Source organism: Sphingomonas sp. M1-B02 (assembly GCF_026167525.1).
Classification (GTDB): domain Bacteria; phylum Pseudomonadota; class Alphaproteobacteria; order Sphingomonadales; family Sphingomonadaceae; genus Sphingomonas.
The window spans coordinates 212266-235824 of record NZ_CP110679.1; the positions used below are offsets into that span (position 1 = coordinate 212266).

22 protein-coding genes and 2 tRNA genes are annotated in these 23559 nt (G+C 65.5%); 18 read left to right on the forward strand and 6 right to left on the reverse strand.

Going from position 1 to position 23559, the window contains the following annotated elements:
• Window positions 1–3: 3 nt before the first annotated feature.
• Window positions 4–1152: an efflux RND transporter periplasmic adaptor subunit gene (locus OKW87_RS01065; RefSeq protein WP_265541559.1), complete on the reverse strand. Its 1149-nt coding sequence runs from the start codon at window positions 1150–1152 to the stop codon at window positions 4–6.
• Window positions 1153–1370: 218 nt separating this feature from the next.
• On the opposite strand from OKW87_RS01065, the gene OKW87_RS01070 reads away from it, so the two are divergent.
• The 3 genes from OKW87_RS01070 (at window position 1371) to OKW87_RS01080 (ending at window position 6697) form a co-directional block, all read left to right on the forward strand.
• Window positions 1371–1976: a TetR/AcrR family transcriptional regulator gene (locus OKW87_RS01070; RefSeq protein WP_265541561.1), complete on the forward strand. Its 606-nt coding sequence runs from the start codon at window positions 1371–1373 to the stop codon at window positions 1974–1976.
• A gap of 202 nt (window positions 1977–2178) precedes the next feature.
• Entirely contained in the window at window positions 2179–3864 is a 1686-nt protein-coding gene (locus OKW87_RS01075) for a hypothetical protein (protein WP_265541562.1), read from the forward strand.
• Window positions 3865–3940: 76 nt separating this feature from the next.
• Complete coding sequence (locus OKW87_RS01080) at window positions 3941–6697, forward strand: TonB-dependent receptor plug domain-containing protein (RefSeq protein WP_265541563.1); 2757 nt, start codon at window positions 3941–3943, stop codon at window positions 6695–6697.
• A gap of 54 nt (window positions 6698–6751) precedes the next feature.
• On the opposite strand, the gene OKW87_RS01085 is transcribed toward OKW87_RS01080, so the two are convergent.
• Window positions 6752–7423 (reverse strand): prolyl hydroxylase family protein, encoded by a 672-nt coding sequence (locus OKW87_RS01085; RefSeq protein WP_265541565.1) that lies wholly within the window; start codon window positions 7421–7423, stop codon window positions 6752–6754.
• A gap of 108 nt (window positions 7424–7531) precedes the next feature.
• Here OKW87_RS01085 and OKW87_RS01090 point away from each other — a divergent pair, with 108 nt between their 5' ends.
• The 3 genes from OKW87_RS01090 (at window position 7532) to OKW87_RS01100 (ending at window position 9417) form a co-directional block, all read left to right on the forward strand.
• Window positions 7532–8206, forward strand: coding sequence for an ATPase, T2SS/T4P/T4SS family (locus OKW87_RS01090; RefSeq protein ID WP_265541567.1), 675 nt, complete (start codon window positions 7532–7534; stop codon window positions 8204–8206).
• Between the two features lie 57 nt (window positions 8207–8263).
• Window positions 8264–8340: transfer RNA gene (locus OKW87_RS01095), tRNA-His, on the forward strand.
• A 24-nt stretch (window positions 8341–8364) separates the two neighbouring features.
• Complete coding sequence (locus OKW87_RS01100) at window positions 8365–9417, forward strand: Leu/Phe/Val dehydrogenase (protein WP_265541568.1); 1053 nt, start codon at window positions 8365–8367, stop codon at window positions 9415–9417.
• A gap of 22 nt (window positions 9418–9439) precedes the next feature.
• Here the strand turns inward: OKW87_RS01100 and OKW87_RS01105 are convergent, their stop codons facing one another.
• Window positions 9440–10483, reverse strand: coding sequence for a sensor histidine kinase (locus OKW87_RS01105; protein ID WP_265541569.1), 1044 nt, complete (start codon window positions 10481–10483; stop codon window positions 9440–9442).
• A 128-nt stretch (window positions 10484–10611) separates the two neighbouring features.
• Here OKW87_RS01105 and ccmC point away from each other — a divergent pair, with 128 nt between their 5' ends.
• From ccmC to OKW87_RS01140, 7 genes are read left to right on the forward strand one after another with little or no spacing between them, the layout of a single operon-like run.
• Window positions 10612–11337 (forward strand): heme ABC transporter permease CcmC, encoded by a 726-nt coding sequence (ccmC, locus tag OKW87_RS01110; RefSeq protein ID WP_265541570.1) that lies wholly within the window; start codon window positions 10612–10614, stop codon window positions 11335–11337.
• Window positions 11334–11465: a heme exporter protein CcmD gene (locus OKW87_RS01115; protein WP_265541571.1), complete on the forward strand. Its 132-nt coding sequence runs from the start codon at window positions 11334–11336 to the stop codon at window positions 11463–11465. The genes ccmC and OKW87_RS01115 overlap by 4 nt, the downstream gene beginning before the upstream one ends.
• Window positions 11462–11896: a cytochrome c maturation protein CcmE gene (ccmE, locus tag OKW87_RS01120; RefSeq protein ID WP_265541572.1), complete on the forward strand. Its 435-nt coding sequence runs from the start codon at window positions 11462–11464 to the stop codon at window positions 11894–11896. Before OKW87_RS01115 ends, ccmE begins: the two co-directional genes overlap by 4 nt.
• Entirely contained in the window at window positions 11893–13818 is a 1926-nt protein-coding gene (locus OKW87_RS01125) for a heme lyase CcmF/NrfE family subunit (RefSeq protein ID WP_265541573.1), read from the forward strand. The genes ccmE and OKW87_RS01125 overlap by 4 nt, the downstream gene beginning before the upstream one ends.
• Window positions 13815–14339: a redoxin family protein gene (locus OKW87_RS01130; protein WP_265541575.1), complete on the forward strand. Its 525-nt coding sequence runs from the start codon at window positions 13815–13817 to the stop codon at window positions 14337–14339. The genes OKW87_RS01125 and OKW87_RS01130 overlap by 4 nt, the downstream gene beginning before the upstream one ends.
• A 20-nt stretch (window positions 14340–14359) precedes the next feature.
• Window positions 14360–14758, forward strand: coding sequence for a cytochrome c-type biogenesis protein (locus tag OKW87_RS01135; protein WP_265541577.1), 399 nt, complete (start codon window positions 14360–14362; stop codon window positions 14756–14758).
• Window positions 14755–15408, forward strand: a complete 654-nt coding sequence (locus OKW87_RS01140) for a tetratricopeptide repeat protein (RefSeq protein ID WP_265541579.1) — start codon at window positions 14755–14757, stop codon at window positions 15406–15408. The genes OKW87_RS01135 and OKW87_RS01140 overlap by 4 nt, the downstream gene beginning before the upstream one ends.
• A gap of 40 nt (window positions 15409–15448) precedes the next feature.
• On the opposite strand, the gene OKW87_RS01145 is transcribed toward OKW87_RS01140, so the two are convergent.
• Window positions 15449–15667, reverse strand: a complete 219-nt coding sequence (locus OKW87_RS01145; protein ID WP_265541581.1) for a DUF3072 domain-containing protein — start codon at window positions 15665–15667, stop codon at window positions 15449–15451.
• A gap of 68 nt (window positions 15668–15735) precedes the next feature.
• On the reverse strand, window positions 15736–16842 hold the full coding sequence (gene ald, locus OKW87_RS01150; protein WP_265541583.1) for an alanine dehydrogenase: 1107 nt from the start codon (window positions 16840–16842) through the stop codon (window positions 15736–15738).
• Window positions 16843–16975: 133 nt separating this feature from the next.
• On the opposite strand from ald, the gene OKW87_RS01155 reads away from it, so the two are divergent.
• From OKW87_RS01155 to OKW87_RS01170, 4 genes are all read left to right on the forward strand, one after another.
• Window positions 16976–17443: an Lrp/AsnC family transcriptional regulator gene (locus OKW87_RS01155; RefSeq protein ID WP_265541585.1), complete on the forward strand. Its 468-nt coding sequence runs from the start codon at window positions 16976–16978 to the stop codon at window positions 17441–17443.
• A gap of 221 nt (window positions 17444–17664) precedes the next feature.
• The gene (locus OKW87_RS01160; protein WP_265541587.1) at window positions 17665–19515 is read left to right on the forward strand and encodes a potassium transporter Kup; all 1851 of its coding nucleotides are present in this window, start codon (window positions 17665–17667) and stop codon (window positions 19513–19515) included.
• Window positions 19516–19547: 32 nt separating this feature from the next.
• Window positions 19548–20033 carry a 2'-5' RNA ligase family protein gene (locus OKW87_RS01165; RefSeq protein ID WP_265541589.1) on the forward strand — a complete coding sequence of 162 codons (486 nt, stop codon included), beginning with the start codon at window positions 19548–19550 and terminating at the stop codon, window positions 20031–20033.
• 56 nt (window positions 20034–20089) lie between these two features.
• Window positions 20090–20166, forward strand: a tRNA-Met gene (locus tag OKW87_RS01170).
• A 51-nt stretch (window positions 20167–20217) separates the two neighbouring features.
• Here OKW87_RS01170 and OKW87_RS01175 read toward each other — a convergent pair.
• Window positions 20218–22119 (reverse strand): Calx-beta domain-containing protein, encoded by a 1902-nt coding sequence (locus tag OKW87_RS01175; protein ID WP_265541591.1) that lies wholly within the window; start codon window positions 22117–22119, stop codon window positions 20218–20220.
• A gap of 364 nt (window positions 22120–22483) precedes the next feature.
• On the opposite strand from OKW87_RS01175, the gene trxB reads away from it, so the two are divergent.
• Complete coding sequence (gene trxB / locus OKW87_RS01180) at window positions 22484–23458, forward strand: thioredoxin-disulfide reductase (protein ID WP_265541593.1); 975 nt, start codon at window positions 22484–22486, stop codon at window positions 23456–23458.
• The last annotated feature ends 101 nt before the right edge of the window (window positions 23459–23559 follow it).

The following is a 23559-nucleotide window of genomic DNA, read 5'->3' on the forward strand; positions in this document are numbered from 1 at the left end:
AGCTCAGTTGCCGGCCGGGCGTGCGGTCGAGGCGGGCGCCGCCGCACTGGTCGGCGGACCCGCGGGCGCCGCGGGCGCAGCGGTGATCTTGCCGTTCTGGGGCGTCACCTTCTGACCCGGGCGAGCGCGCTGGATGCCGTTGATGATGACGCGGTCCTCGCGAGTGATGCCGCTGCGTACGACGCGCAGATTACCGAGCAGCGGGCCGGTCTGCACCGGCCGTGCGACCACGGTTCCGCTCTTGTCGACGACATAGACGACCTGGCGCGCGGCATCGGCGATGATCGCGGTGTCGGGCACGAGCAGGGCGGGGTAGGGGTTCGAAGCCTCGAGCCGCAGATTGCCGAACATGCCGGGTTTCAGGAAGCCACTGGCATTGGGGACGACCGCGCGGGCGCGGATCGTGCCGGCGCCGGCATCGATGACATTGTCGATGAAATCGAGCGTTCCGTCGTGCGAATAGGCTTGCTCGTCGGCCAGCTTGATCCGAACCGGCGTGCCGATCTGGGTGCCTTCGCCCTGCCGCTGATATTTGAGCAGCAGCGCTTCCGAGCCGTTGAAGCTGAAGTGGAGCGGGCTGACCGAGACGATCGTCGTCAGTACGGTCTGATCGGCGGCGACCGAATTGCCGACGTCGACGCGCCGTTCCGAGATGCGGCCGCTGATCGGCGCGGTCACGCGGGTGAAGCCGAGATCGAGCCGGCGGGCACGGACGTTGGCCTGCGCGGCGGCGACCTGGGCCTGGCCCGAGCGCAGCGCGGCCTGGCGCGCTTCGACTTCCTCGGTGCTGGCGGCGCGCGACGCGGCAAGCGTCTGCGAACGGGCGAGTTCGGTGCGGGCGTTGGCGAGCGTGGCCTGCGCCTGCGCAGCCTGGGCGACTGCCTGGGCGACCGCGGCTTCTGCGGGACGCGGGTCGACGGTGAAGAGAAGCTGGCCCTTCTTCACCATCTGGCCGTCGCGAAAATGGATGCCGAGCAGATAGCCGGAGGCGCGCGGGCGAACTTCGACGCTCTGGATCGCCTCGAAGCGCCCGACGAATTCGTCCCAATCGACGACATTCTGGACGAGCGGGGTCGCAACCGTGACCGGTGGATTGCCCTGGGGCGGAGGTGATTCGGCCTGTCCACCGCAACCCGAGAGTGCGAGTGGCACGGCGAATAGGGCCGCAACAAGCTTCTGTCTTTGCTTCGAAATCATATCAGCGTCCCTGGTCCGGAGCCTGGCCGGTATCCTCCCCAGAGCCGCCTCTGCGGGGCGATCTTCCGTTCGGCGCGTTGGCTAGGCCCGGTCGCGACGTCTGTCAACGGCTGTAGACTTTATAAGTCAACGGACGTTGACCAAGCGCCTTCAACGTGTAGGGAGGGCGCGCAATGCCGCCACCGATGCCCGACAGTCCAAGACTCCGAAACGCCGCCGCCACGCGCCAGGCGATGCTGATCGCGGCACGCCGGCATTTCGCGCGGGAAAGCTATGAAAATGTCGGCCTGCGCGAGATTGCGGGCGATGCGGGCGTCGATCCGTCGCTGGTCAGCCGATATTTCGGCGGCAAGGAGCAATTGTTTCGCGAGGCATTGCGAGGCGACAAGAAGCCGATGCTCGAGGGTGTCGATCGCGTGGGGCTGGCGGATCATCTCGCGTCGATGCTGCTCGAGGACATCGGCGCAGATGGCGAGGACCCGTCGGCCCATGTCGATCGGTTGCTGATCTTGCTGCGATCCTCTTCGTCCCCGATGGCATCCGAGATCGTCCGCGAGGCGATCCACGAAGATGTGCTCGAACCGATGGCGAATCTTCTGGAGGGCGAGGATGCCGAAATGCGTGCAAGCCTGTCGCTCGCGGTATTGATGGGCAGCGGCATCCTTCGCAGCGCGATGGGCGTGGACCCCATGTGCCACGGAAATAACGCGAAATTGCGCGAACGCCTGATCGCGCTGTTTTCTGTCGCGTTGGGCGGAGCTGTGCTGCCCCCGGGCTGACATAAGCGAGCCCGCGCCCCGCCGCGTCGCGGCACTTCCGTCACATATTCGTCATTCAATTGTCGTGCGGCTGTCTCCGAACTCTCGCGGACGAGTCACGCAAGCTCCGTAGCGCACCCCTCGAGATCGGCAGGGGGAACCGAGTCGATCCCGTCACAACTCGCTCATGCGCAAACCGGCATTCCGCCGGAACGGAGACTTTATGGCCAGCTTCAACCGCCTCAGCCTTATCCTTATGACCAGCTGCGCGGGCATTGCCCTGTCGGCTTGCGACGGTTCGCCGAGCATCGCCTCGCCCGGTGACGGCGCCATTATCGTTCCCGCCCCGGCGCCGGCTCCTGCGCCCACGCCCACGCCCACCAGCGCGACGCCCACTCCCGGCGTTCCGGCCGCTTCGTGCCCGTCGGGCTACACCGATGCGGGCGTGGTCGGCAGCTATCGCGGGTGCCGCCTGCCTTCGCTGATCACCGGCAACACCACGCTCGCGAAGCTTCCGGGCGTCGCCTATGAAATCAACGGCCGCGTCGACGTCGGCATCGATCTGGGCGGCGGCGGCACGGCGCCGGGCGGCCAGAGCGCGATCCTGACCGTCCAGCCGGGCGTGGTGCTGTATGCCAACACCACCAACGCCGATAACGACTTCATGGTCGTCAACCGCGGCTCGCGTATCCTCGCCGAAGGCACCGAAGCGCTTCCGATCGTCTTTACCTCGCAGCAGAATGTCGCCGGTACCGCGACCGATGAGGCCCAGGGCCAGTGGGGCGGCCTGATCCTTGCCGGCCGTGCGCCGATTTCGAACTGCAACCTGGCGGGCACCACCGGCGGCGCCGCGAACTGCGAGAACGTCGTCGAGGGCACCGGCACCGCGCTGTACGGCGGCAATGCGCCGGCGGACAACAGCGGCTCGATCCGTTACGTCCAGATCCGTTATTCGGGCACTGCGCTTGCCGAGAATGTCGAGCTCCAGGGCCTGACGCTGGGCGGCACCGGCTACGGCACGACGATCGATCATGTCCAGGTTCACAATTCGTCGGACGACGGCATCGAGATCTTCGGCGGCCGTACCAACATGAAGAATATCGTCATCACCGGCGCGGACGATGACAGCCTCGATTATGACGTTGGCTATCGCGGCTTGATCCAGTTCGTGCTGGCCGTGCAGAAGCCGAATAACACCCAGACCGACAATTACATGATCGAAGCCGATTCGAACGGCGGCGAAGATGCATTGCCGCGCACCTGGGCGCAGATCGCAAACTTCACCTTCATCCAGACCAGCAACAACGCCAATACGGTTGCCGCACTTCGCATCCGTGGCGGCGCGGACACGCGCCTGGTCAACGGCATCGTCACGACGCCGCAGGCCTGCGTCAACCTGGTCGCCGGTGCAGTCGTGAACGGCCAGAAGACGACGATCCGCCCCGCGGACTCGACGCCCTCGACCAGCACGCCGAGCGCTGCCGAAACCGCTGGTCCGCTGCAGGACTTCGGCCCACCGATCTTCAACTCGATCTACTTCGGCTGCGGCGCGACCAAATATGCCCAGACCGCAGTCAACAGCGTGACGGTGACCAGCGCCGAGCAGCAGGCGATCGTCGAAGCGGCCGGCAACAACGTCAATATCAACGGCACCGCAGCAGCGGCGCTGACCGGCACCTTCCTGGCCGGTTCGGGCGCCACGGCGACGACCGCCGTCAATCCGGCGAACTACAACCCGCAGCCGGCATCGGGACTCGCAGCCTTCTTCGTCCCCACCACCTTCGTGGGCGCGATCGGGCCGGACAGCACCGCGAACGACTTCGACACCTGGTACCAGCGTTGGAGCTGCAACTCGAACCGGGCGAACTTCGGAACGACCAGCGCGGCCTGCACTGCAGTGCCGAACTGACACGCGGACGTGGCGGGGCGGCGATGATTCGCCGCCCCGCGCTCGCCAGTCCCGAACTTATCGACCGGAATTTGACATGAGAACCCAGCTCGCCTTCGGAAGCCTTCTCCTCGCATCCTCGCAACTGATCGCCCCGTCGGCGCTGGCCCAGTCGAATTCGGGCGGTGTGCCGCCCGCAGGCTCGGTTGTAACTCCGACGACGCCCCAGGAGCAGTCCGCCGAAACCCCGCAGGAGCAGGTCGAGACCTCCACTCCCGGCGCCGAATTCGAAGGGACCGACGACATCGTCGTCATCGGTCGCAACGTGCCCAACGTCGTTCGCGCGACGCCGCAGGTGGTATCGGTGCTATCGTCTGAAGATATCGCCCGCACCGGCGAAGGCGACATCGCCGGCGCGCTCGGGCGGGTGACCGGCCTGTCGGTGGTCGGCAACGGTTTCGTTTATGTTCGCGGCCTGGGCGATCGCTATTCTTCCTCGCTGCTCAACGGCTCGCCGCTGCCGAGCCCCGAGCCGCTGCGCCGGGTCGTCCCGCTCGACATCTTTCCGACCAACGTCATCGCCTCGTCGCTCGTCCAGAAGAGCTATTCGGTAAACTATCCCGGCGAATTCGGCGGCGGCGTGATCAACCTCACGACCCGCGCGGTGCCGAAGGAAGCCTTCTTCCAGGTAGGCGCATCGATCTCCGCCGACACGATCACAACCGACAATCGCGGCCTTGTCCACGACGGCGGCTCGAAAGACTGGTTCGGCTACGATTCGGGCACGCGCAAGGTTCCCGATTTCATCCGCGACGCGGGCAAGAACCGCACCTCGGTGCTGCCGTCGGGCGCAATTCTCGGGCTGACCAATGCCGAGACGACGCTGATCTTCCAGAACACTTTCATCCCGCCCAATCTCAGCTTCGATACCAGCTTCGGCGGATCGGTGGACGCAGGCGGCGTGCGGCTGGGGCTCATCGCCTCGGGCGGGTTCAGCAACAGCTGGCGCACCCGCGACGCGACGCAGCAGTTCGCGATCGACAATGATGGCGGCCTCTCGCGCGATTTCCGCACCGTCACCACCGACAATCGCGTGATCGTCAACGGCCTGCTCGGCCTCGGCGCCGAATTCGGCGAGCATCAGGTGCGCTGGACCAACGTCTACATCCACGACACGCTCAAGCAGACCAGCCTGGGCACCGGCGGCGCGGGCAATAATTTCGACGTGATCAACGGCAAGCAGCCGTTCCTCGATCAGGGCACCGCCTGGTTCGAGCGGCAGCTGTTCAATTCGCAGCTCGCGGGCGAATTCCGCTTCGACGATCTGAGCGTCGACCTGCGCGGCAGCTATGCCAACACCAAGCGCAACGCGCCCTACGAACGCTCGATCCGCTACGAATATCTGGCATCGATCTTCGCGACTCCCGTCGACGATTATGTGAGCACGCTCAGCACCTCGTCGCCCGCCACGGTGGCGTTCAGCGAGCTCGACGAGACGCTCAAGTCGGGACAGGCCGATCTCAGCTACAAGCTGAACCTGTCCTTCCCGGTCGCGCTGTCGGCTGGCTATTATTACAGCGACACCAGCCGCGATTCGTCGCGCTACCAGTTCCAATATTTCGGACCGGGCGGCGCCTCGCTTCCGCTGGTGCTGGGCCAGCTTCGCCCGGACTATCTGCTCTCGGACGACACGATCCTGAACGGCTGCGTGCGCTTCATTCCAGGCTACACCAATGCCGGTAACTGCATCGAGTTGCGCAATACCACCGCCGCATCGGGCGCGGCCGAATATTCGGCGGGCCTGCGGGTCCATGCGGGATACGGCCAGATCGAGCTCGAGCCCTTCCCGGAAATCCGCGCCACCGTCGGCGTGCGCTACGAGGACGGGCTGGAGACGGTGAACACCAGCGGGCTGCTCAACACGCGGCTTGCCAACAGCTATTGGCTGCCGGCCGCCACGATCACCTGGACCGTGGTCCCCGACGTCCAGCTGCGCTTCCACGGATCGAAGACGATTGCCCGCCCGCAGTTTCGCGAGCTGGCGCCGCAGCTCTACACCGATTTCGAAACGACCCGGCAGTTCTTCGGCAATCCGCTGCTCGACGACTCGCAGCTCTATAACCTCGAGGCGCGCGCCGAGTGGTTCTTCGCCCGCGAGCAGCGCGTGACGCTGGCCGGCTTCATGAAGAAGATCGACAATCCAATCGAGACCGTCGCCTTCTTCCCCGGCGGATCGACCACCCCACAGGTCGGCTTTTCCTACGCGCCAAGCGCCTTGCTCTACGGGGCCGAAGTGGACGCGCTGAAATATTTCGACCTCGACTCGATCGGCGGCAATTTCTTCGCGCGCCGGCGCATCCTGCTTTCGGCCAACTATACCTATAGCAAGTCGGAATTGCGGGTCGGCAACGAGCTGGTGCCGAGCCCGCTGCAGGGCGCGGTGGCGACCTATGTTCGCGCCAACAATTTGTTCGTGGACGGCGATCCGCTGGTCGGCCAGTCGGACCATCTGTTCAACTTCCAGCTGGGCCTGGAGGATCGCGACTCGCTCTCTCAGCTGACCTTCCTGGTGAACTATGCCAGCGAGCGGGTAACCAACCGCGGTCCGGTGCCGCCATCGGGCGACGGCATCGTCGAGCCGAACTTCGTCGAGCATCCCGGCTGGCGCTTCGATCTCGTCGCGCGGCAGGGCATCAAGCTCTTCGGTGTTGATCTCGAGCTCAAGCTGGAGGGACGCAACCTCACCGGCCGCCGCTACGAGGAATTCCAGATCTTCCCGAACGGCGTGCGCCGCGACACCAACACCTATGATCTCGGCCGGACCTTCACGGCAGGGCTGAGCGCGACCTTCTGAGCGACCAAAAGCGGGGATGGGCTCCGGCGAATCGTCGCCGGGGCCCTTTCCTTGTCACCAGCTCCAGGGACGCTCGCGGAACCACTGGGTAATCACATATTTGGTGCCCGCCCGCACCTTCATCGCGTGGTGGATCGTCGACGGGTTGGGCGCGCCTTCGGAGCGGAGATTGTTCCAGACGAGCAGCTTGCCGGTCTCCGGCTTGACGATCTTGTCGATCGCCTTGAACCGGGTGGCCCCGCCCGCCTCGACATCGTTGAGATAGAGCATCACCGTCCAGGTCCGTTGACCGGACACGCTGCAATATCTTTCGAAATCCTGGCCGCTGGGCTCGAAATAGTCGGTGTGCGCCTTGAATTCCTGGCCGATCTCGTAGCGCTGGCCCTGCATCGGTTCGCCATGGGTGGGGTCGAGGCCGGTCAGTACGATGATCCGCCGCTTGAGTTCGGTCACCAGCGCGAGATCGGGATCGAGGTCGCACGTCTCGCTGGTGCGGAAGGCATCATCGCCATTGGGATCGGCGATCGTCGAGGGCCGGCGCTGCGAATCGATCTGCTCGATGAGCCGCAGGCACAGTTCGGGCTCGAAGAAACTCTTGGCGATGAACATCGCCACTTTGGGGCTGGGGACGCGCTGGACGCCGGGCTGGCGGAGGATATGCTCGATCACCGGTTCGGACGGATGGCCGGAGCCGAGATTAAGCGCTGGCGCGGTGACGGTCTGCATCCCGCATATCTGCCAAATTCGCGCGCCCGGCGCCAGCATCGCGCTGCAGTTTCGCGCATGTAACAAAAGCGCAAGGCAATCGTCACATTGCGCGCGCAGTCGAAGGCAATGCAAGTCGAAGCCGAGGTCAAGCGCGCCCCTGCCGATCCGCTTTCGGCATATGGCTTCTCCGCCGCGCTGCGCAGCGCGATCGACCGCGCGACGACCCGGCCCACGGGGCTGATCGCAGTGGCCGGCGCCCATGCCGAAGAGACGATCGCGTTGCTGGCGTCCGAGCTCGACGCCGAGCCGGGAACCGTCGATGCGCCGGGCGCGATCGATGCGGCCGAATGCAGACGGGTCGTCGCCCGCGCCGAGGGAAGCGATGTCATCACGACGATCCTGGCGCTGCGACGGCAGGCGAGGGACAGGTTCGCGTTGGCGGCCACGCTGCGGCTTGTGATCGCCCAGCGAAGCGCGCCGGGACTGTGTGCCGAATGCAGGCGGCCGATGCAGGCGTTCGGATCGATGTCGGCGCTGCTCGGCCTCGATCCGGGTGCGATCCTGTGGTCTGCGCCCGGATGCGGGGCGTGTGACGGGAGCGGGGAGCAGGGCCGGGTCCTGGTGTTCGAGGGGGTGGAGATCGACGCGGCGATGCGCCGTCTGATCTATGACGGCGCCGATGCGCCGCTGCTTTCGGGCCATGCCTTTCGCAGCGCGCCTAATTTCGCATCGGCGGCGCGGGCGCTGGCGCGCGATGGACTCATCGCGCCCGAGGCGGCGGTACTCGTATCGCGCGGATAAGGCTCGGCAACTATCTTGCGTTCGCAAACGCGCCCCGCTAAGCGCGCATCCTTCGTGGCGATCGTAGTTCAATTGGTTAGAGCACCGGCTTGTGATGCCGGAAGTTGCGGGTTCAAGTCCCGTCGGTCGCCCCATTCTCCCCAAGTGGAAAAAGCAACGTGACCATCGACTGGGGATTCCCCGATTTCGACGATCATGAGGGCGTGCACCTCTTCACCGACCGAGCCTCGGGCCTGCGCGCGATCATCGCCGTGCACTCGACCGCATTGGGTCCCGCGGCGGGCGGGGTGCGCTTCTGGCATTATGCCGGATCCGATGCAGCGATCACCGATGCGCTGCGGCTGTCGCGCGGAATGAGCTACAAGAACGCCATGGCCAATCTGCCGATGGGGGGCGGCAAGGGCGTGGTGCTGGCATCGCAGCCGGGCGAAGTGATCGGCACGGCGCAGCTCGAGGCGTTCGGCCGCGCTGTCGAGTCGCTCCAGGGTAAATATGTGACTGCCGAGGATGTCGGCATGTCCGAGGAGCGGATGAAGGTCGTCGCGACCCAGACCCGCCACGTCTCAGGCCTGCCGGTCGCGGCGGGCAGTGCGGGCGGCGATCCCGGGCCGGTGACCGCGCGGGGCGTCTATCTGGGCGTCAAGGCGGCCGCGAGGCGCGGGCTGGGCGCCGATTCGATGGCTGGCGTTCGCGTCGCGATTCAGGGCGTGGGCTCGGTGGGTGGTGGGCTCGCCCGGCTGCTCGCGGCCGACGGTGCGAAGCTGGTGCTGGCCGACGTCAATGCCGAACGCGCCAAGGCGCTCGCAGCAGAGCTGGGAGCCGAGGCGGTGGATGCCGATTCGATCCTCTCACTTGAGACCGATATCTTCAGCCCGAACGCGCTGGGCGCGATCCTTACCGAGACGTCTATTCCGCTGCTGCGTGCCAAGGTCGTCGCCGGCGGGGCGAACAATCAGCTCGCTCTCCGCCAGGATGGCCATCGGCTCCACGATCGCGGCATCCTCTATGCGCCCGATTATGTGATCAACGCCGGCGGCATCATCAATGTCGGGCTGGAATATCTCGGGCAAGGCGATCGCGCCGAAGTGGACGCGCGGGTGAACCGGATCCCCGATCGTCTGATCGAAGTCTGGGATGAGAGCGCTCGCACCGGCGATCCAGAGAGCGAAGTCGCCGACAGGCTCGCCCAGAAGCTGATCGGACGGGGCTGAGCCTTATCGAGTCGCGCCTCGGCTAGAAGGTCATCAACGACGTGCGGATGCTGAGCGTGGCGACCAGCCCGCTCCCCTGCCAATCGTACCGCAATTTTCCGCGCAGTTGAGTCTCGACGGTGCGTTCGATCATCTCGCGGCCGAAACCGCGATGTTGGGGAGGACCGACGACTTCGGGACCGCCGGTCTCCGCCCAGACCAGTTGCAGGCAATCGTCATCGAGCTTCGCCGAGACGTCGAGCATGCCGTCGGTCGAGGAAAGCGCGCCATGCTTGACGGAGTTTGTCGCGAGTTCGTGGAAGACCATCGCCAGCGTGCTGGCGGTTTTCTCTCCTACGCCCATGCGCGGGACTGCGACGCGAATCCTCCCCGAAAAGGCCGCCGACTCGTCATAGGGTGCCAGCAGCACGGTAATCAGATCGCCGAGCAGAGCAGCCTTGCCCTGTTCGCCGGGAATCGGGCGGACCAGGTCGTGCGCACGATCGAGCGCCGAAAGGCGCTGGGTGAGCTCCTTGGTCATATCGGTGATGGTATGCGCGGTACGTGACGAGAGCTGGGTGAGGCTGCCCGCGACCGCGAGCAGATTTTTTACGCGATGGCTCATTTCTCCCGCGAGAAGCTCATGGCCTTCCTCGGCCTGCTTCCGGCCGGTTACATCGAGGAAGATGCCGAACATCATTCCCTCGATGATGCCGTCGTCCGCCCCACGGCCCCGGGCCGAGACCCAGCGGATTTCATCGCCGAGCATGATTCGAAAGTCGATCTCATAGGGTCCGGCGACCGACCGGGTGGCGACGAAGGCCGCGCGGACGCGATCGCGGTCGGCAGGGTGGATGTGCGCGGAAAGCTCTTCGAACGCGACGCGCGGAGACTGCTTCAATCCCCAGAGATCGAACGCCAGCTCGTCCATCGCGAAACTGTCGTCCTCAACGTTCCAGGACCATAAGGCGACGCGAGCCGCCTCGATCGCTAGCCGAAGATGCTCGGGGCTTCCCGTGAAGGCCGGTGAGTCCGGGGCCGGCGAGACGGTATCTGCAGTTTCCATGATGAAATGACCGTGGCTCACATTCCGACGTCCTTCAACCGCTAAAGCGCTGAGCGGACTGATGTTTCGGTTCGGACCAAGGGATATGCCGAAACCGACGGGCAATCGCGCCGATGGATTCCCCCGATAAACCTCGCTATCACCTGCCTGTGGCCGCACTTCACGCACTCGCCAATCCAGCGCGCTTCCTGAAGATCGCGCAGCCGCTTACGCCCCTCTTGTTCTGGGCGGGGGTCGCGCTTGCGCTGTTCGGCGCCTGGGCGGGGCTCACGCAGACTCCGGCGGATTATCTGCAGAAAGAAAGCGTCCGCATCCTCTACATCCACGTTCCCGCCGCCTGGCTGGGGATGGGCGGCTGGAGCGGCGTCGCCGCGGCGAGCCTCGGCTTTCTGATCTGGCGGCATCCGCTGGCCAGCATCGCGGCGCGCGCGATCGCACCTGCGGGCGCGGTGTTTGCCGCGATCTGCCTGATAAGCGGATCGATCTGGGGCCGCCCCACCTGGGGTACCTGGTGGGAATGGGACGGGCGGCTGACCAGCATGCTGCTGCTCTTCTTCATCTACATCGCCTATATCGCGCTTGCCCGGGCCGATGCCGAGCGCGGCGGCGACGGTCGGCTGCCGGCGCTGTTCGGCGTAGCCGGATCGGTGCTGCTGCCAATCATCCGCTATTCGGTCGTCTGGTGGAACACGCTGCATCAGGGGCAGAGCATCGGGCTGACCAGCTCGTCGATCGACCGTACGATGTTGTGGCCGCTCTTCTTCACGCTGGGCGGCTTTACCCTGCTGTTCGCGGGCGTCGTACTGATGCGCATGCGCGCGGCGATCGCAACCCAGAAACTCGAGGCAAGGATGCGGCGGATGGCCTCGACATGAATCATTGGCTGTTCGTCTATGCCGCTTATGGCGTGACCCTGCTGGGCACCGGCGGACTGGCGCTGGCAAGCTGGCTGGCAATGCGCCGGGCCGAGCGGGCGCTGGGTTCGTTGAGGCGAGACGCGTGAAGCCCAAACATCAACGGCTCGTTCTGGGGTTGCTCGCGCTGGCGGCGATCGGCGGCGCCTCTGGCCTCGCGCTTTCGGCGCTGGGGGATCAGGCAGCCTTTTTCTATGCGCCCGGCGACGTGGCGGGAAAGCCGCCCCCGCTTGACCGACATGTTCGGCTGGGCGGAATGGTCGCAGCGGGATCGCTCAAGCGGCAACCCGATGGCGTCTCGGTGAATTTCGCCGTGACCGACGGCAAGGCGACCGTGCCGGTAGCGTTCCGCGGCGTGACTCCGGACCTTTTCAAGGAAGACTCCGGCGTGGTCGCCGAAGGGCGGTTCAACCCCGACGGCAGCTTCACCGCCGACAATCTGCTCGCCAAGCATGACGAGCGCTACATGCCGCCGCAGGTCGCGGGCAAGATGCACAAGTCGGATAGCGTCGCGCAATGATCGCCGAAGCCGGACTTGCGGCGCTCTGGTTGGCGGGAACGTTCGCGCTCATTCAGCTGATGCTCGCCTGGGGAGCTGTGCGGGCCAATGGGACCGCGCAGGCAGACGAGCTGATGACCGCGCTGCGTCGTGTGTCGCTGCTCCAGGGTCTGCTGGCGCTGCTTTCGTTCGGGCTCCTGATCGCTTTGTTCGTGCGCAGCGACATGTCGGTCGTGCTCGTCGCCACCAACAGCCATTCGGCCAAGCCGCTGATCTACAAGATCGCCGGCGCATGGGGAAACCATGAGGGCTCGATGCTGCTGTGGGTCGCCGTATTGGCGACGGCGGGGGCGGGGGTCGCCTTGTTCGAGCGGCGGCTGGCGTCGGCCACGCTCGCGGCCACTTTGGGGGCCCAGGCGTTCATCGCGATCGGCTTTTATGCCTTCCTGGTCTTCGCTTCGAACCCGTTCATACGGCTCGATCCGCCGGCGCCGGACGGGCAGGGGCTGAACCCGTTGCTCCAGGATCCGGGCTTGGCCTTCCACCCGCCGACGCTCTACATCGGCTATGTCGGGCTGTCGGTGGCGTTCAGCTTCGCGGTCGGCGCGCTGATCATGCGCGACGTGGGCCCCGCTTTCGCCAAGGCGATGCGTCCCTGGGTGCTGACGGCGTGGATATTCCTCACGATCGGGATCACCGCGGGCAGCTATTGGGCCTATTACGAGCTTGGCTGGGGCGGCTGGTGGTTCTGGGATCCGGTGGAGAATGCGTCGCTGATGCCGTGGCTGGCGGCGACCGCCTTGCTCCATTCGGTGACGGTGCTGGCGACGCGCGACGGGCTGCGCGCCTGGACGCTGATGCTCGCGCTGGTGGCGTTTGCAATGTCGATGATCGGCACCTTCCTGGTGCGATCGGGGATCCTCGTCAGCGTGCATGCCTTCGCGGTGGATCCGACACGCGGCAGCTTCATCCTGGCGCTGCTCGGAATCTATATCGGCGGGGCGCTGGCGCTGTTCGGCCTGCGCGTCGGCACCGTGACGCAGGGCTCGACGTTCCGGCTGGTGAGCCGCGAGGGCGCGCTGGTGCTCAACAATCTGCTGCTGACGGTGATCCTGGGCATCGTCTTCATCGGCACGCTCTATCCCCTGTTCGCGCAGGCGATGGGGGTGCAACTCTCGATCGGCGCGCCCTTCTTCAACAAAGCGACCGCGCCGGTGGCGCTCGCGCTGGTGGCGGCGACCGCGGCGGGCCCCTTGCTGCGCTGGCGACGCGACAGCATGAATGCGCTGCTCGGCAAGCTGCTGGTCCCGGTGGGCGCGGCCGGGGTCGCCTTCGCGCTGGTGTTCGCGCTTTCGCGGGGGACGCATCCCGTGCCGGTGCTGGCGATCGCCTTCGCCGTCGGGCTCGGCGTGGCGAGCGTGCTGCCGCTGGTCCGGCGCAACCTGCGGCGCACGCCGATGCACGTCTGGGGCATGGTGATCGCGCATCTGGGCGTGGCGGTGAGCCTCGCCGGGATGGCGGCGGATAGCGCGTTCAAGACCGAGCGGTTGGCGGCGGTGCATGTCGGCGACAATGTCACGGTCGGGCCGTTCCGCGTGACGCTTGCCGAAGTGCGGCCGGCGATCGGGCCCAACTGGTCGGCGCTGGAGGCACGGCTGCAGGTCCGGCGTGGCGAGGACGGCCAGGTTTTCGAAATGATGCCGCAACAGCGCTTCTTCTCCGCCCCGCCGACCAACACCAACGAGGCGGCGATCCGCACGCTGTTCGACGGCCAGCTCTATACCGTGCTGGGCGAAGGCGCCGAGGACGGACGCTGGCAACTCCGCTTGTGGTGGAAGCCATGGGTGACGCTGATCTGGCTGGGCGGCGGGCTTATCGCTTTGGGCGGGCTGCTGGCGCTGATCGGGCGGGTTCGGCGCGAGCGGCGTGAGGACGACGCATGAAGCGGGCGCTGATCTGGGCGCCGCTGGCGCTGTTCGCGATCGTGTTCGGGCTGGCGGCGGCCGGGCTGTTCAAGCCGGCCGATCGGACGATCTATTCGGCGATGGTCGGCAAGCCGCTGCCCACGATCGAACTGCCTGCGTTGCTGCCGGGCAAGCCGGGGATCGCAACCGCGCAGCTCAAGGGCAAGCCGCGGCTGCTCAACGTGTTTGCGAGCTGGTGCGTGCCGTGCATCGCCGAGGCACCGCACCTGCTCGCGCTGAAAGCGGCGGGGGCGGAAATCGACGCGATCGCCATCCGCGATACGCCGGAGGCAGTGCGGGCGTTCCTCGCGCGCAACGGCGATCCCTATACGCGGATCGGCGACGACAAGGCCAGTGTGGGGCAGCTAGCGCTCGGATCGTCGGGCGTACCGGAAACCTTTCTGATCGACTCGCGCGGCGTTATCGTGAAGCAGCATGTCGGCGACATCCGCGCCGAGCATGTGGCGGAGCTTCTTGCTGCGCTGGAGGCGGCGAAGTGAGCGCGCGGCTCTTCTCCTTGATGATTGGACTGACGGCGACGCTTTCGGCGACTGCGGCATGGGCCGACTCCAGTCGTCCGTCGGCGCCCTTGGCATATACGCAGCTCGCCGATCCGGGGGCGGAAGCACGGGCCAAGGCATTGATGGACACGCTGCGCTGCCTCGTCTGCCAGGGGCAGTCGATCGCCGACAGCGACGCCGAAATGGCAGGCGACATGCGCTCGCTTGTGCGAGAGCGGATCGCGGCGGGGGAGAATCCCGATCAAATCCGCAAATGGCTCGTCCAGCGTTATGGCGACTATGTAACCTATGACCCGCCGTTGAGCTGGGTGACTGCTCCGCTGTGGCTCGCGCCGATCATGTTGCTCGTGGCGGGTTTTTTCATCGCGCGCCGCAATTTCGGGAGGCCCAAGCCATGATGGGCTGGGTTCTGTTCGCGCTGTTGGCGCTGGCATCCGCGCTGCTGCTGTGGCGTACGGGCTTTCCAAAGCGGATGTGGACGGTCGCCGCGACGGCGCTGATGCTCGGCGCGGCGGGCTATGCGTGGCAGGGCCAGCCGGCGCTCGCGGGTCGCCCGGTGCTCGCCACCGACCAGACCGTCGAGATCGACCCGAACCTCGTCGCATTGCGCGACGCGATGTTTGGCCGGTTCAACTTCAGTTACAGCTATTTCATTGCTTCCGACGCGATGAAGCGCGCCGGGTTGCCGCAGCAGGCGGCCTGGGTGATGGTCGGCGCGGTGCGCAAATCGCCGCAGGATGCCGGGCTCTGGACCGGGCTCGGGGCCGCTCTGGCGGAGCATGACGGCAACCAGATCTCCCCTGGTGCGCGGTTTGCGTTCGAAAAGGCCGAGGCAATAGGGCCGAAGCATCCCGGACCGCCCTTTTTCCACGGGCTGGCGCTGGTCCGCGAAGGCAAGTTCGCCGAAGCCCGACCCTATTGGGCGAAGGCGGTGGCGCTGACCCCGGAGAAAGCGAGCTATCGGCCGGAGTTGATGATGCGGCTGTTCCTGCTCGATCGCTATCTGGCGGGGGACACGTTGCCGGACGTGCCCGAACCGACACCCTGACCGGCATCCCGGCGGGCGCCGGGATACCGTGGGTTCAGCATTACTGGCCGCGCCCGGTTTCGTCCTGCAGCGCGTCGATCCGCTTGGAGGCTTCGGCCTTGGTCAGCTGATCGTCGAAGCTCGCATGTGCCTCCTCGCTCAGCGTCTTGAGATAGGAGGCCTGAGCACCGGTCATCGGCTCCTGACCGGTGACCCAGTCGTCGGGGTCCTTCTCGGCATTGCCGACGGGTTCTGCCTTGGGATTGGCTTGATCGATCATCGCATCGTCCTCGCTTGGTTTTCGCGGGGCTCAACGCTGGATGTTCCTATCCTGTTCCCTATCGCGGTTCAGCCCGCCCAAGCTTCGAACGGCAGGTCAAGCGCCTCGGCGACTGCCTCGTGGCGGATCTTGCCGCCCGAGACGTTGAGGCCCATTGCAAGATGCCGGTCCGCCTTCATCGCGGCCCCGGCGCCGAGGTTTGCCAGCTTGAGGACGAAGGGCAGGGTGGCGTTGTTGAGCGCAAAGGCCGAGGTGCGCGCGACCGCGCCGGGCATGTTCGCCACGCAATAATGGATGATGCCATCGACTTCATAGACCGGATCGTCGTGGGTGGTCGCGTGGCTCGTCTCGAAGCAGCCGCCCTGATCGATCGCGATATCGACCAGAACCGACCCGCGCATCATCGTCTTGAGCATGTCGCGGGTGACGAGCTTGGGCGCAGCGGCGCCGGGAACCAGCACGGCACCGATGACAACCTGCGAGCGCGCGACCGCCTCGGCAATCGCGGCCTTGGAAGCGTAGGCGGTCTTGATCTGGCTGCCGAAATGCATGTCGAGCTCGGCGAGGCGTTCGTTGTTGATGTCGTAGATCGTCACGTCGGCGCGCTGGCCGACCGCCATCTGCGCGGCGTTGATGCCCGAGACGCCGCCGCCTAGGATCGCCACCTTGCATGGGGCAACGCCGGGGACGCCGCCTAGCAATTCGCCGCGGCCACCTTGTTCCTTTTCGAGATAATGCGCGCCCACCTGGATCGACATGCGCCCGGCGACTTCGCTCATCGGCTTGAGGAGGGGAAGGGCGCCCGAGTTCGAGGTGACGGTCTCATAGGCGATGCAGGTAGCGCCCGAGGCGATCAGACCCTCGGTCTGGGGCTTGTCGGCGGCGAGGTGGAGATAGGTAAAGAGCAAGTGGCGCGGCTCGAGCAAGGCGATCTCGCTCGGCTGCGGCTCCTTGACCTTCACGATCATGTCCGAGCCGGCGAAGACCGCGGCGGCATCGGCGGCGATCGTCGCGCCGACGTTCACATAGGCTTCGTCGGCGAAGTCGATGCCCATGCCGGCCTGGGTCTCGACCAGCACCTGGTGGCCGGCGGCGACGAGTTCGGAGACCGAGGCGGGGGTCAGCCCGACGCGATATTCGTGATTCTTGATTTCCTTGGGGACACCGATCTTCATGGCAGCTCTCCTGAATGCGATGAGGACAACCTATCGCGAAGCGGTGCGGCGAATCCCTGCAAAGATGTGCGTCGCGGCTAGCGACCGCGCATGGATTTGCTATATTCGCGGCCATGATCGCAGATAATCCCTGATGGACCGCATTTTCACTTCGATCCTCAAATTGCTCGCCGCCGACGCCCGGGCGTCGGTGAGCGGAATCGCGGCCGATGTCGGGCTGTCGCAATCGGCCTGCACGCGGCGCATCCAGGCGCTCGAATCGACCGGGCATATCCAGGGCTATGGCGCCAAGCTCGGGCATCGCGAACTTGGCTTCAAGGTGACCGCTCTGGTCGACATCACGCTCGGCACCCAAGTGGAGGAGGATCTTGCCCAGTTCGAGCGCGCGGTGTCGGCGATCGACGGGGTCGTCGAATGCGCTTTGGTCTCGGGCGGGCAGGATTATCGGCTCAAGATACTCGCGCGCGATCTCGACGATTATGAGCGGCTGCACCGTGAGCATCTTGGACGATTGCCGGGCGTGGTGACGATCAATTCCAGTTTCGTCCTGCGCGCCGTGCCCACCCGCAGCGAAGCAGATGCGCTGTTTGCGGCGCGGTGAACGACCTGTCCCGCGATGGCGCTGGAATGGCCCGTTGCTAGGCCATGCTGCAAATGCTAACTGCGCGCGTTCCAGAGCCAGTCGAGAACCCAGGTCGCTATGACCCTTCCCCTTCTCTCCGCCGCGCGACAGCCCCAGTGACAGCCGCCAGCACCGAACCAGCGCCAAGCGCCGCGGTTCACGAAGACGATGCCGAGCACGGGCATCACCCGAAGGGCAGCATGCGTGCGCTTGCCCTGGGGGCGGTGGGCGTCGTCTATGGCGACATCGGCACCTCGCCGCTCTATGCGATGAAGGAGACGTTCGTCGGCCATCATCCGCTGGCGGTCGACCTGGTCCACGTGTTCGGCGTGGTCAGCCTGATTTTCTGGTCGCTGCTGATCATCGTCACCGGCAAATATATCTTCCTGACGATGCGCGCCGACAACAAGGGCGAGGGCGGCAGCCTGGCGCTGCTGGCGCTGATCCAGCGCAAGAGCGGCAGCGGACCGGGACGGTGGAGCCATGGGCTGGTGATGCTCGGCGTGCTGGCAACGGCATTGTTCTTCGGCGATTGCATGATCACCCCGGCGATCTCGGTGCTTTCGGCGGTCGAGGGTCTGGCGGTCGTCCAGGAGGGCTTTGCGCCGTTCGTGCTGCCGATCGCAGTGGCGATACTGGTTGGACTTTTCATCATCCAGGCGCGCGGCACCGACATCATCGGCAAATTCTTCGGGCCGATCATGCTAGTCTATTTCCTGACGCTGGCGCTGCTCGGCACGCTGAGCATCCTCGAGCGGCCCGATGTGCTCCAGGCGTTCAATCCGATCTGGGTCGTGCGCTTCTTCGCGGCTGACCCGAGCCTGGCGTTCCTGGCGTTGGGATCGGTGGTGCTCGCGCTGACCGGTGCGGAAGCGCTTTACGCCGACATGGGCCATTTCGGGCGCCGGCCGATCCAGGTCGCGTGGGTCTGGCTGATCTTTCCCGCGCTGATGCTAAATTATCTTGGCCAAGGCTCGCTGTTGCTGCGCGATCCCTCGGCGGCCGAGAATCCCTTTTTCATGCTGGCAAGCGAGGGTTGGCGACTGCCTTTGGTGATCCTGGCGACGATGGCGACGATCATCGCGAGCCAGGCGGTGATCACCGGCGCCTTCTCGGTCTGTCAGCAAGCGGTCCAGCTCGGCCTGATGCCGCGGCTGCGGATCAACCACACGTCCGCGTCGGCGCACGGCCAGATCTATCTGCCGGTCGTCAACTGGGCGCTGATGGTGATGGTGCTGGTGCTCGTCCTGACCTTCAAGGAATCGTCGAACCTCGCCGCGGCCTATGGCATCGCGGTGACGGGCACGATGTTCATCACCACCTGCATGCTCGCGGTGCTGATCCGGCGCGTCTGGCATTGGCCGCGACTCATCTCGATTGCCTTGATTGCGGTGCTGCTGGTGTTCGACGGCGCTTATTTCGCGTCGAACGTCACAAAGATACCCGATGGCGGCTGGTTCCCGCTGCTCGTCGGCCTCGTCGCCTTCACGCTGCTGACGACCTGGGCGAAGGGCCGTCAGCTGATGATTGCGCGGCTCCGCGAGAGCGCCATGCCGATCCGCATCTTCATCGAATCGGCCGCCAACTCCGCGGCGCGGGTGCAGGGGACGGCGGTCTTCATGACCTCGACCCCGGACGGCGTGCCGCACGCGCTGCTCCACAACCTCAAGCACAACAAGGTGCTCCACGATCGCGTGATCCTGCTCACCGTGAAGATCGCCGACGAGCCCTATGTCGAGGACGAGAAACGGATGTGGATCGAGGATCTCGGCAAGGGCTTCCACCGCGTCGTGATCAAGTTCGGCTTCATGCAGGATGCGGACGTGCCGGCAGCGCTCAAGCAGGTGAGCACCTGTGGGGCCGAGTTCAAGATGATGGACACCAGCTTCTTCCTGGCGCGTCAGACGCTGCTTCCCTCGGCCAAGCCGGGGATGATGGTGTGGCGCGAGAAGCTGTTCGCCTGGATGCTGCGCAACGCCGAAAGCGCGATGGAATTCTTCCGGCTGCCGACCAACCGCGTCGTCGAGCTGGGGAGCCAGGTGGAGATTTGACTCCGGAACCGGTCCGGGGAGCGCCGCTGATCGTGACGGCGCTGTTCGGGAGGCAGGATCATGCCTGGTTCAATGCGCTGCGCCGCGAGCATTATCCGCCCGAGCGCAACGTGATCGATGCGCATCTTACGCTGTTCCACCAGCTTCCGCCCTCGGCGGCGGACGAGCTCAAGCGGCGATTGTCGGCGGCGACGCGGGGCGTGCGGGCGCCACGGGTTCGGGTCACCGGCCTGATGTCGCTGGGGCGCGGGGTGGCGTATCGGATCGACTCCCCAGAGCTCGAGGCAATTCGTGCCGAGCTGGCAGAGGCGTTCGCCGGGCTGCTGAGCGCGCAGGACTCTGGACGCTGGCGGCCGCACGTTACCGTGCAGAACAAGGTTACGCCGGTGCTCGCGAAGACCGTGCTGGCGGCACTGTCGCGCGACTTCGAGCCACGCGAGGTCGAGATCGCCGGGCTGGCGAGCTGGTGGTATCGAGGTGGCCCCTGGGACTCCAATTCCCGGCATATGTTCGCTTGACCGCTCGGGAAGCGGGACCTATGTCGCCCGCTCGCCCGAAGGGGCCGCCTTGGTAGGGCGGAGTAGCTCAGTTGGTTAGAGCACGGGAATCATAATCCTGGGGTCGGGGGTTCAAGTCCCTCCTCCGCTACCAATCCTTCCTCGTGCGACGGGGATCAGCCCCGCTATCCCATATCCTTGCGGTTCAGCCGATAGTCGGGGTCGGAGCGATCACCTCGAAGGTGGCGGCGTTGAGCGCGCTTCCCGGCGCTACCAAAGCGAACAGCATTGCCGCGCCGGCGCCGCTGCCGTCGGCGTCGTAGAAGATTCGGCCGCTGGTGCCGTCATAGACGATGCGATCGTCCGCATCGAGCGCGGCGGTGCCTGGAACGAACGCGCCTGCCGCCAGGCTCCTACCGACCGAGAAAATGTCGCTTGCGAGTCGGATCCGATCGCCGGCCGCGAAATCCGCGATGCCGTCGACGTTGCCGGCGCCCAGCGCCGTCGTGAAGTCGAACCGGTCGTTGCCCGCGCCGCCCAGCAGCACATCGCTGCCGCCGCCGCCGTTGATCGTGTCGGCGCCCGCCGTGCCCGCGATCACCTGCGCAAAGCCGTTGCCGCTGAGCGCCAGTCCGCCGGTCGCGCCACGATCCTGCGCCGCCAGCACTTCGACCGAGACGCCGACGCCCAGCGCATAATCGACGCTGGCGACCACGGTGTCGCTGCCCTGGCCGTCGCTCTCGACGATGACGATGCGGCTGTCGCCCACCGCATAGAGATCGTTGCCATAGAGCCCGATCAGCGTGTCGACGCCGGATCCGCCGTTGAGCAGGTTGTCGCCATAATTGCCGATGATCTGCTGACTGAGATAGTTGCCGGTGAGGTTGATTGCCGTGGTGTCGAGGTGGAGGAGGGTCGACAGCGCCTCGATCGCGTTGCCGCCGAGATTGTAGCTGGCGTCGCTATAGACGATGTCGACGCCTTCGCCGCCCACCTCGATCACCACTGAGCGCTGGTTGTGGACCAGATAGGTGTCGTCGCCTGCACCGCCCGCGAGCGTGGCGTCTGGTTGGTCGGCGATCAATATGTCGTTGCCCGCGCTGCCATATTGCGCGCCGGGAATGCTGTCATTGTCGACGATCGTGGCGACCGCAAAGCTGCGCGGCAGCATGGCGGTGTAGGTCGCGTCGTTGATCAGCACGCGGAACTGCTCGTCGCCTTCGCGTAGCGTGTCGCCGAGGAGCGCCACGGAGAAGCCCGCGCTGGTCTGGCCGGCGGCAAAGCTGACCTGGCCAAAGGTTGCAACGTAATCGGTGCCGGCCAGAGCATTCTTGCCCGGTATATCGCCATCGGCGGTGCGGTAGGTCACCTCGAGCGGTGCATCACCGCCGCTGCGGCTGAGCGTGAAGGTGGCGAGGCTGGTTCCAGCATCGCCTTCGGTGACGGTCACGTCGCCTATCGTCAGCGTGCCGCCGGCATCGTCGTTGACGATCGTCACCGTCGCGGTGCCGGCACCCGTGGCGATCGTAGCGCCGGCGGGATTCGAAAGCGTCACGGTGAAGGTTTCGTTGGCCTCGACCGCGAAGTCGCCCGTGACCGGAAGATATATGACAGCCGTCGTCGATCCGGTGGCGAACGTCACGGTGCCGGTTCGCGGATATTGGCTGGTGAAGGCAAAGTCATTGCCGTCGGCGGCATTCGAGCCGGTCCCATCGACAATCGTGTAGGTCGCGGTGGGTGAACCGCTCGTATCGCTTCGCGTGACGGTGAACCCAATGAGCGTCGTGCCCGGATTGCCCTCGGCGACCGAGACGTTGCCGATCGACAATGTGGTGGCGACATCGTCATTCAATATCGTCAACGGCATCTGCCAGTAGTCGCCTATACCACTGGTTCGATCGTATATCTCTACAGTGACAATCTCGTCATTCTCGACATTTGTATCGCCCTGGAGCGGCACGACGACGTCCACGAAAAGGCTGCCGATCGGGATCTCGACGCGGAAGAAGCCGACCATAGCGTATCCGCCATAAGTGGGATCGGGAGCGTAAGGCTGTGTCGCAAAGTCCGATGCGGTGACGCTCCCTCCGCCCAACAAGCCGTACATGAAAGTCTGCAGGATGGTGCTGTCCGTCCGCGTTATCCTGAAGGTCGCAGATCCATTCGAACCGGGGTTACCTTCGTAACCACTAGCCGCCGCCGAAATCGTCGTAGCCATCTGTATCCCCGATTCTTTGCAATGGTTCTCGAGCAGCACGTCCGGTTCGCGCCGTGGCGAGCGGGGGACGTCTATGCTGCGGAGCTTTGGGAATAGGTGTTCGATCGCTTAGGTATTTGCCCGGAGCTTGGTTCAGCGATGCACAGCCGAGCGGGTCGCAAACAGCATTGTCTTGCCCGTTCGCGCACCCATGTTGCCTAGGGGGAGGACCTCCCCCTAGAAGCAGCCGACAATCGATTCCGGAAAGCACATCATGACCGCCACCCATTCCACGCGCATGCTCATCCTCGGCTCGGGCCCGGCCGGCCTGTCCGCCGCCATTTATGGCGCGCGTGCGGGGATGGCGCCGATCGTCGTCCAGGGCATCCAGCCCGGCGGGCAGCTGACCACCACCACCGATGTCGAGAATTATCCGGGCTTCCGCGACGTGGTGCAGGGACCGTGGCTGATGCAGGAGATGCAGGCGCAGGCCGAGCATGTCGGCGCGCAGATGATGTGGGACACGATCACCGAGATCGACGTGACCCAGCGGCCCTTCCGCCTCGTCGGCGACAGCGGCACCGTCTATGTCGGCGACGTGTTGGTGATCGCCACCGGCGCGCAGGCGCGCTGGCTGGGGCTGGATTCGGAAGAGCTGATGAAGGGCAAGGGCGTCAGCGCCTGCGCGACCTGCGACGGCTTCTTCTTCCGCGGCAAGAAGGTGGCGGTGATCGGCGGCGGCAACACCGCGGTGGAAGAAGCGCTTTACCTCACCAACCATAGCCATGACGTCACGCTGATCCACCGCCGCGACACGCTGCGCGCCGAGAAGATCCTGCAGGAGCGGCTGTTCGCGAACGAGAAGATCAGCGTTCTGTGGAACAAGAAGGTCGAGCGCTTCATCGGCGGCGGCAGCCCCGAGGGGCTGGTCGCGATCGAGCTGAAGGACATGGTGACCGGCGAGATCTCGCAGGTGGAGGTCGACGGCGGTTTCGTGGCGATCGGGCATCATCCGGCCACCAAGCTGTTCCGCGGGCATATCGCGCTGGATGAGGATGGCTATATTTCGGTCGAGACGGGGAGCACCCGGACCAGCGTGCCGGGCGTCTTCGCGTGCGGGGACGTGATGGACAAGGTCTATCGCCAGGCGGTGACCGCGGCGGGAACCGGCTGCATGGCGGCGCTCGATGCCGAGAAGTTCCTGGCCGAGGCGGACTTCGAGACGGTGGTGCACCAGGCGGCGGAGTGACTTTCTCCTTCTCCCCTTGTGGGAGAAGGAAGGCGCCCGCTGCGAAGCAGCGGGAAGGATGAGGGGACGTCCGGTGAGACGCACTCCCCCTCACCCTTCCG

Bases quoted from the DNA above. Each gene is read 5' to 3' on its own strand.
- OKW87_RS01130 (WP_265541575.1), top strand. From the start codon at position 13,815: ATGAAGCGGGCGCTGATCTGGGCGCCGCTGGCGCTGTTCGCGATCGTG.
- OKW87_RS01140 (WP_265541579.1), top strand. From the start codon at position 14,755: ATGATGGGCTGGGTTCTGTTCGCGCTGTTGGCGCTGGCATCCGCGCTG.
- OKW87_RS01160 (WP_265541587.1), top strand. From the start codon at position 17,665: ATGCGTGCGCTTGCCCTGGGGGCGGTGGGCGTCGTCTATGGCGACATC.
- OKW87_RS01090 (WP_265541567.1), top strand. From the start codon at position 7,532: ATGCAAGTCGAAGCCGAGGTCAAGCGCGCCCCTGCCGATCCGCTTTCG.
- OKW87_RS01070 (WP_265541561.1), top strand. From the start codon at position 1,371: ATGCCGCCACCGATGCCCGACAGTCCAAGACTCCGAAACGCCGCCGCC.
- OKW87_RS01145 (WP_265541581.1), bottom strand. From the start codon at position 15,667: ATGATCGATCAAGCCAATCCCAAGGCAGAACCCGTCGGCAATGCCGAG.
- OKW87_RS01175 (WP_265541591.1), bottom strand. From the start codon at position 22,119: ATGTACGGCTTGTTGGGCGGAGGGAGCGTCACCGCATCGGACTTTGCG.
- OKW87_RS01135 (WP_265541577.1), top strand. From the start codon at position 14,360: ATGATTGGACTGACGGCGACGCTTTCGGCGACTGCGGCATGGGCCGAC.
- OKW87_RS01075 (WP_265541562.1), top strand. From the start codon at position 2,179: ATGGCCAGCTTCAACCGCCTCAGCCTTATCCTTATGACCAGCTGCGCG.
- OKW87_RS01125 (WP_265541573.1), top strand. From the start codon at position 11,893: ATGATCGCCGAAGCCGGACTTGCGGCGCTCTGGTTGGCGGGAACGTTC.
- OKW87_RS01155 (WP_265541585.1), top strand. From the start codon at position 16,976: ATGGACCGCATTTTCACTTCGATCCTCAAATTGCTCGCCGCCGACGCC.
- trxB (WP_265541593.1), top strand. From the start codon at position 22,484: ATGACCGCCACCCATTCCACGCGCATGCTCATCCTCGGCTCGGGCCCG.
- OKW87_RS01085 (WP_265541565.1), bottom strand. From the start codon at position 7,423: ATGCAGACCGTCACCGCGCCAGCGCTTAATCTCGGCTCCGGCCATCCG.
- OKW87_RS01080 (WP_265541563.1), top strand. From the start codon at position 3,941: ATGAGAACCCAGCTCGCCTTCGGAAGCCTTCTCCTCGCATCCTCGCAA.
- OKW87_RS01115 (WP_265541571.1), top strand. From the start codon at position 11,334: ATGAATCATTGGCTGTTCGTCTATGCCGCTTATGGCGTGACCCTGCTG.
- ald (WP_265541583.1), bottom strand. From the start codon at position 16,842: ATGAAGATCGGTGTCCCCAAGGAAATCAAGAATCACGAATATCGCGTC.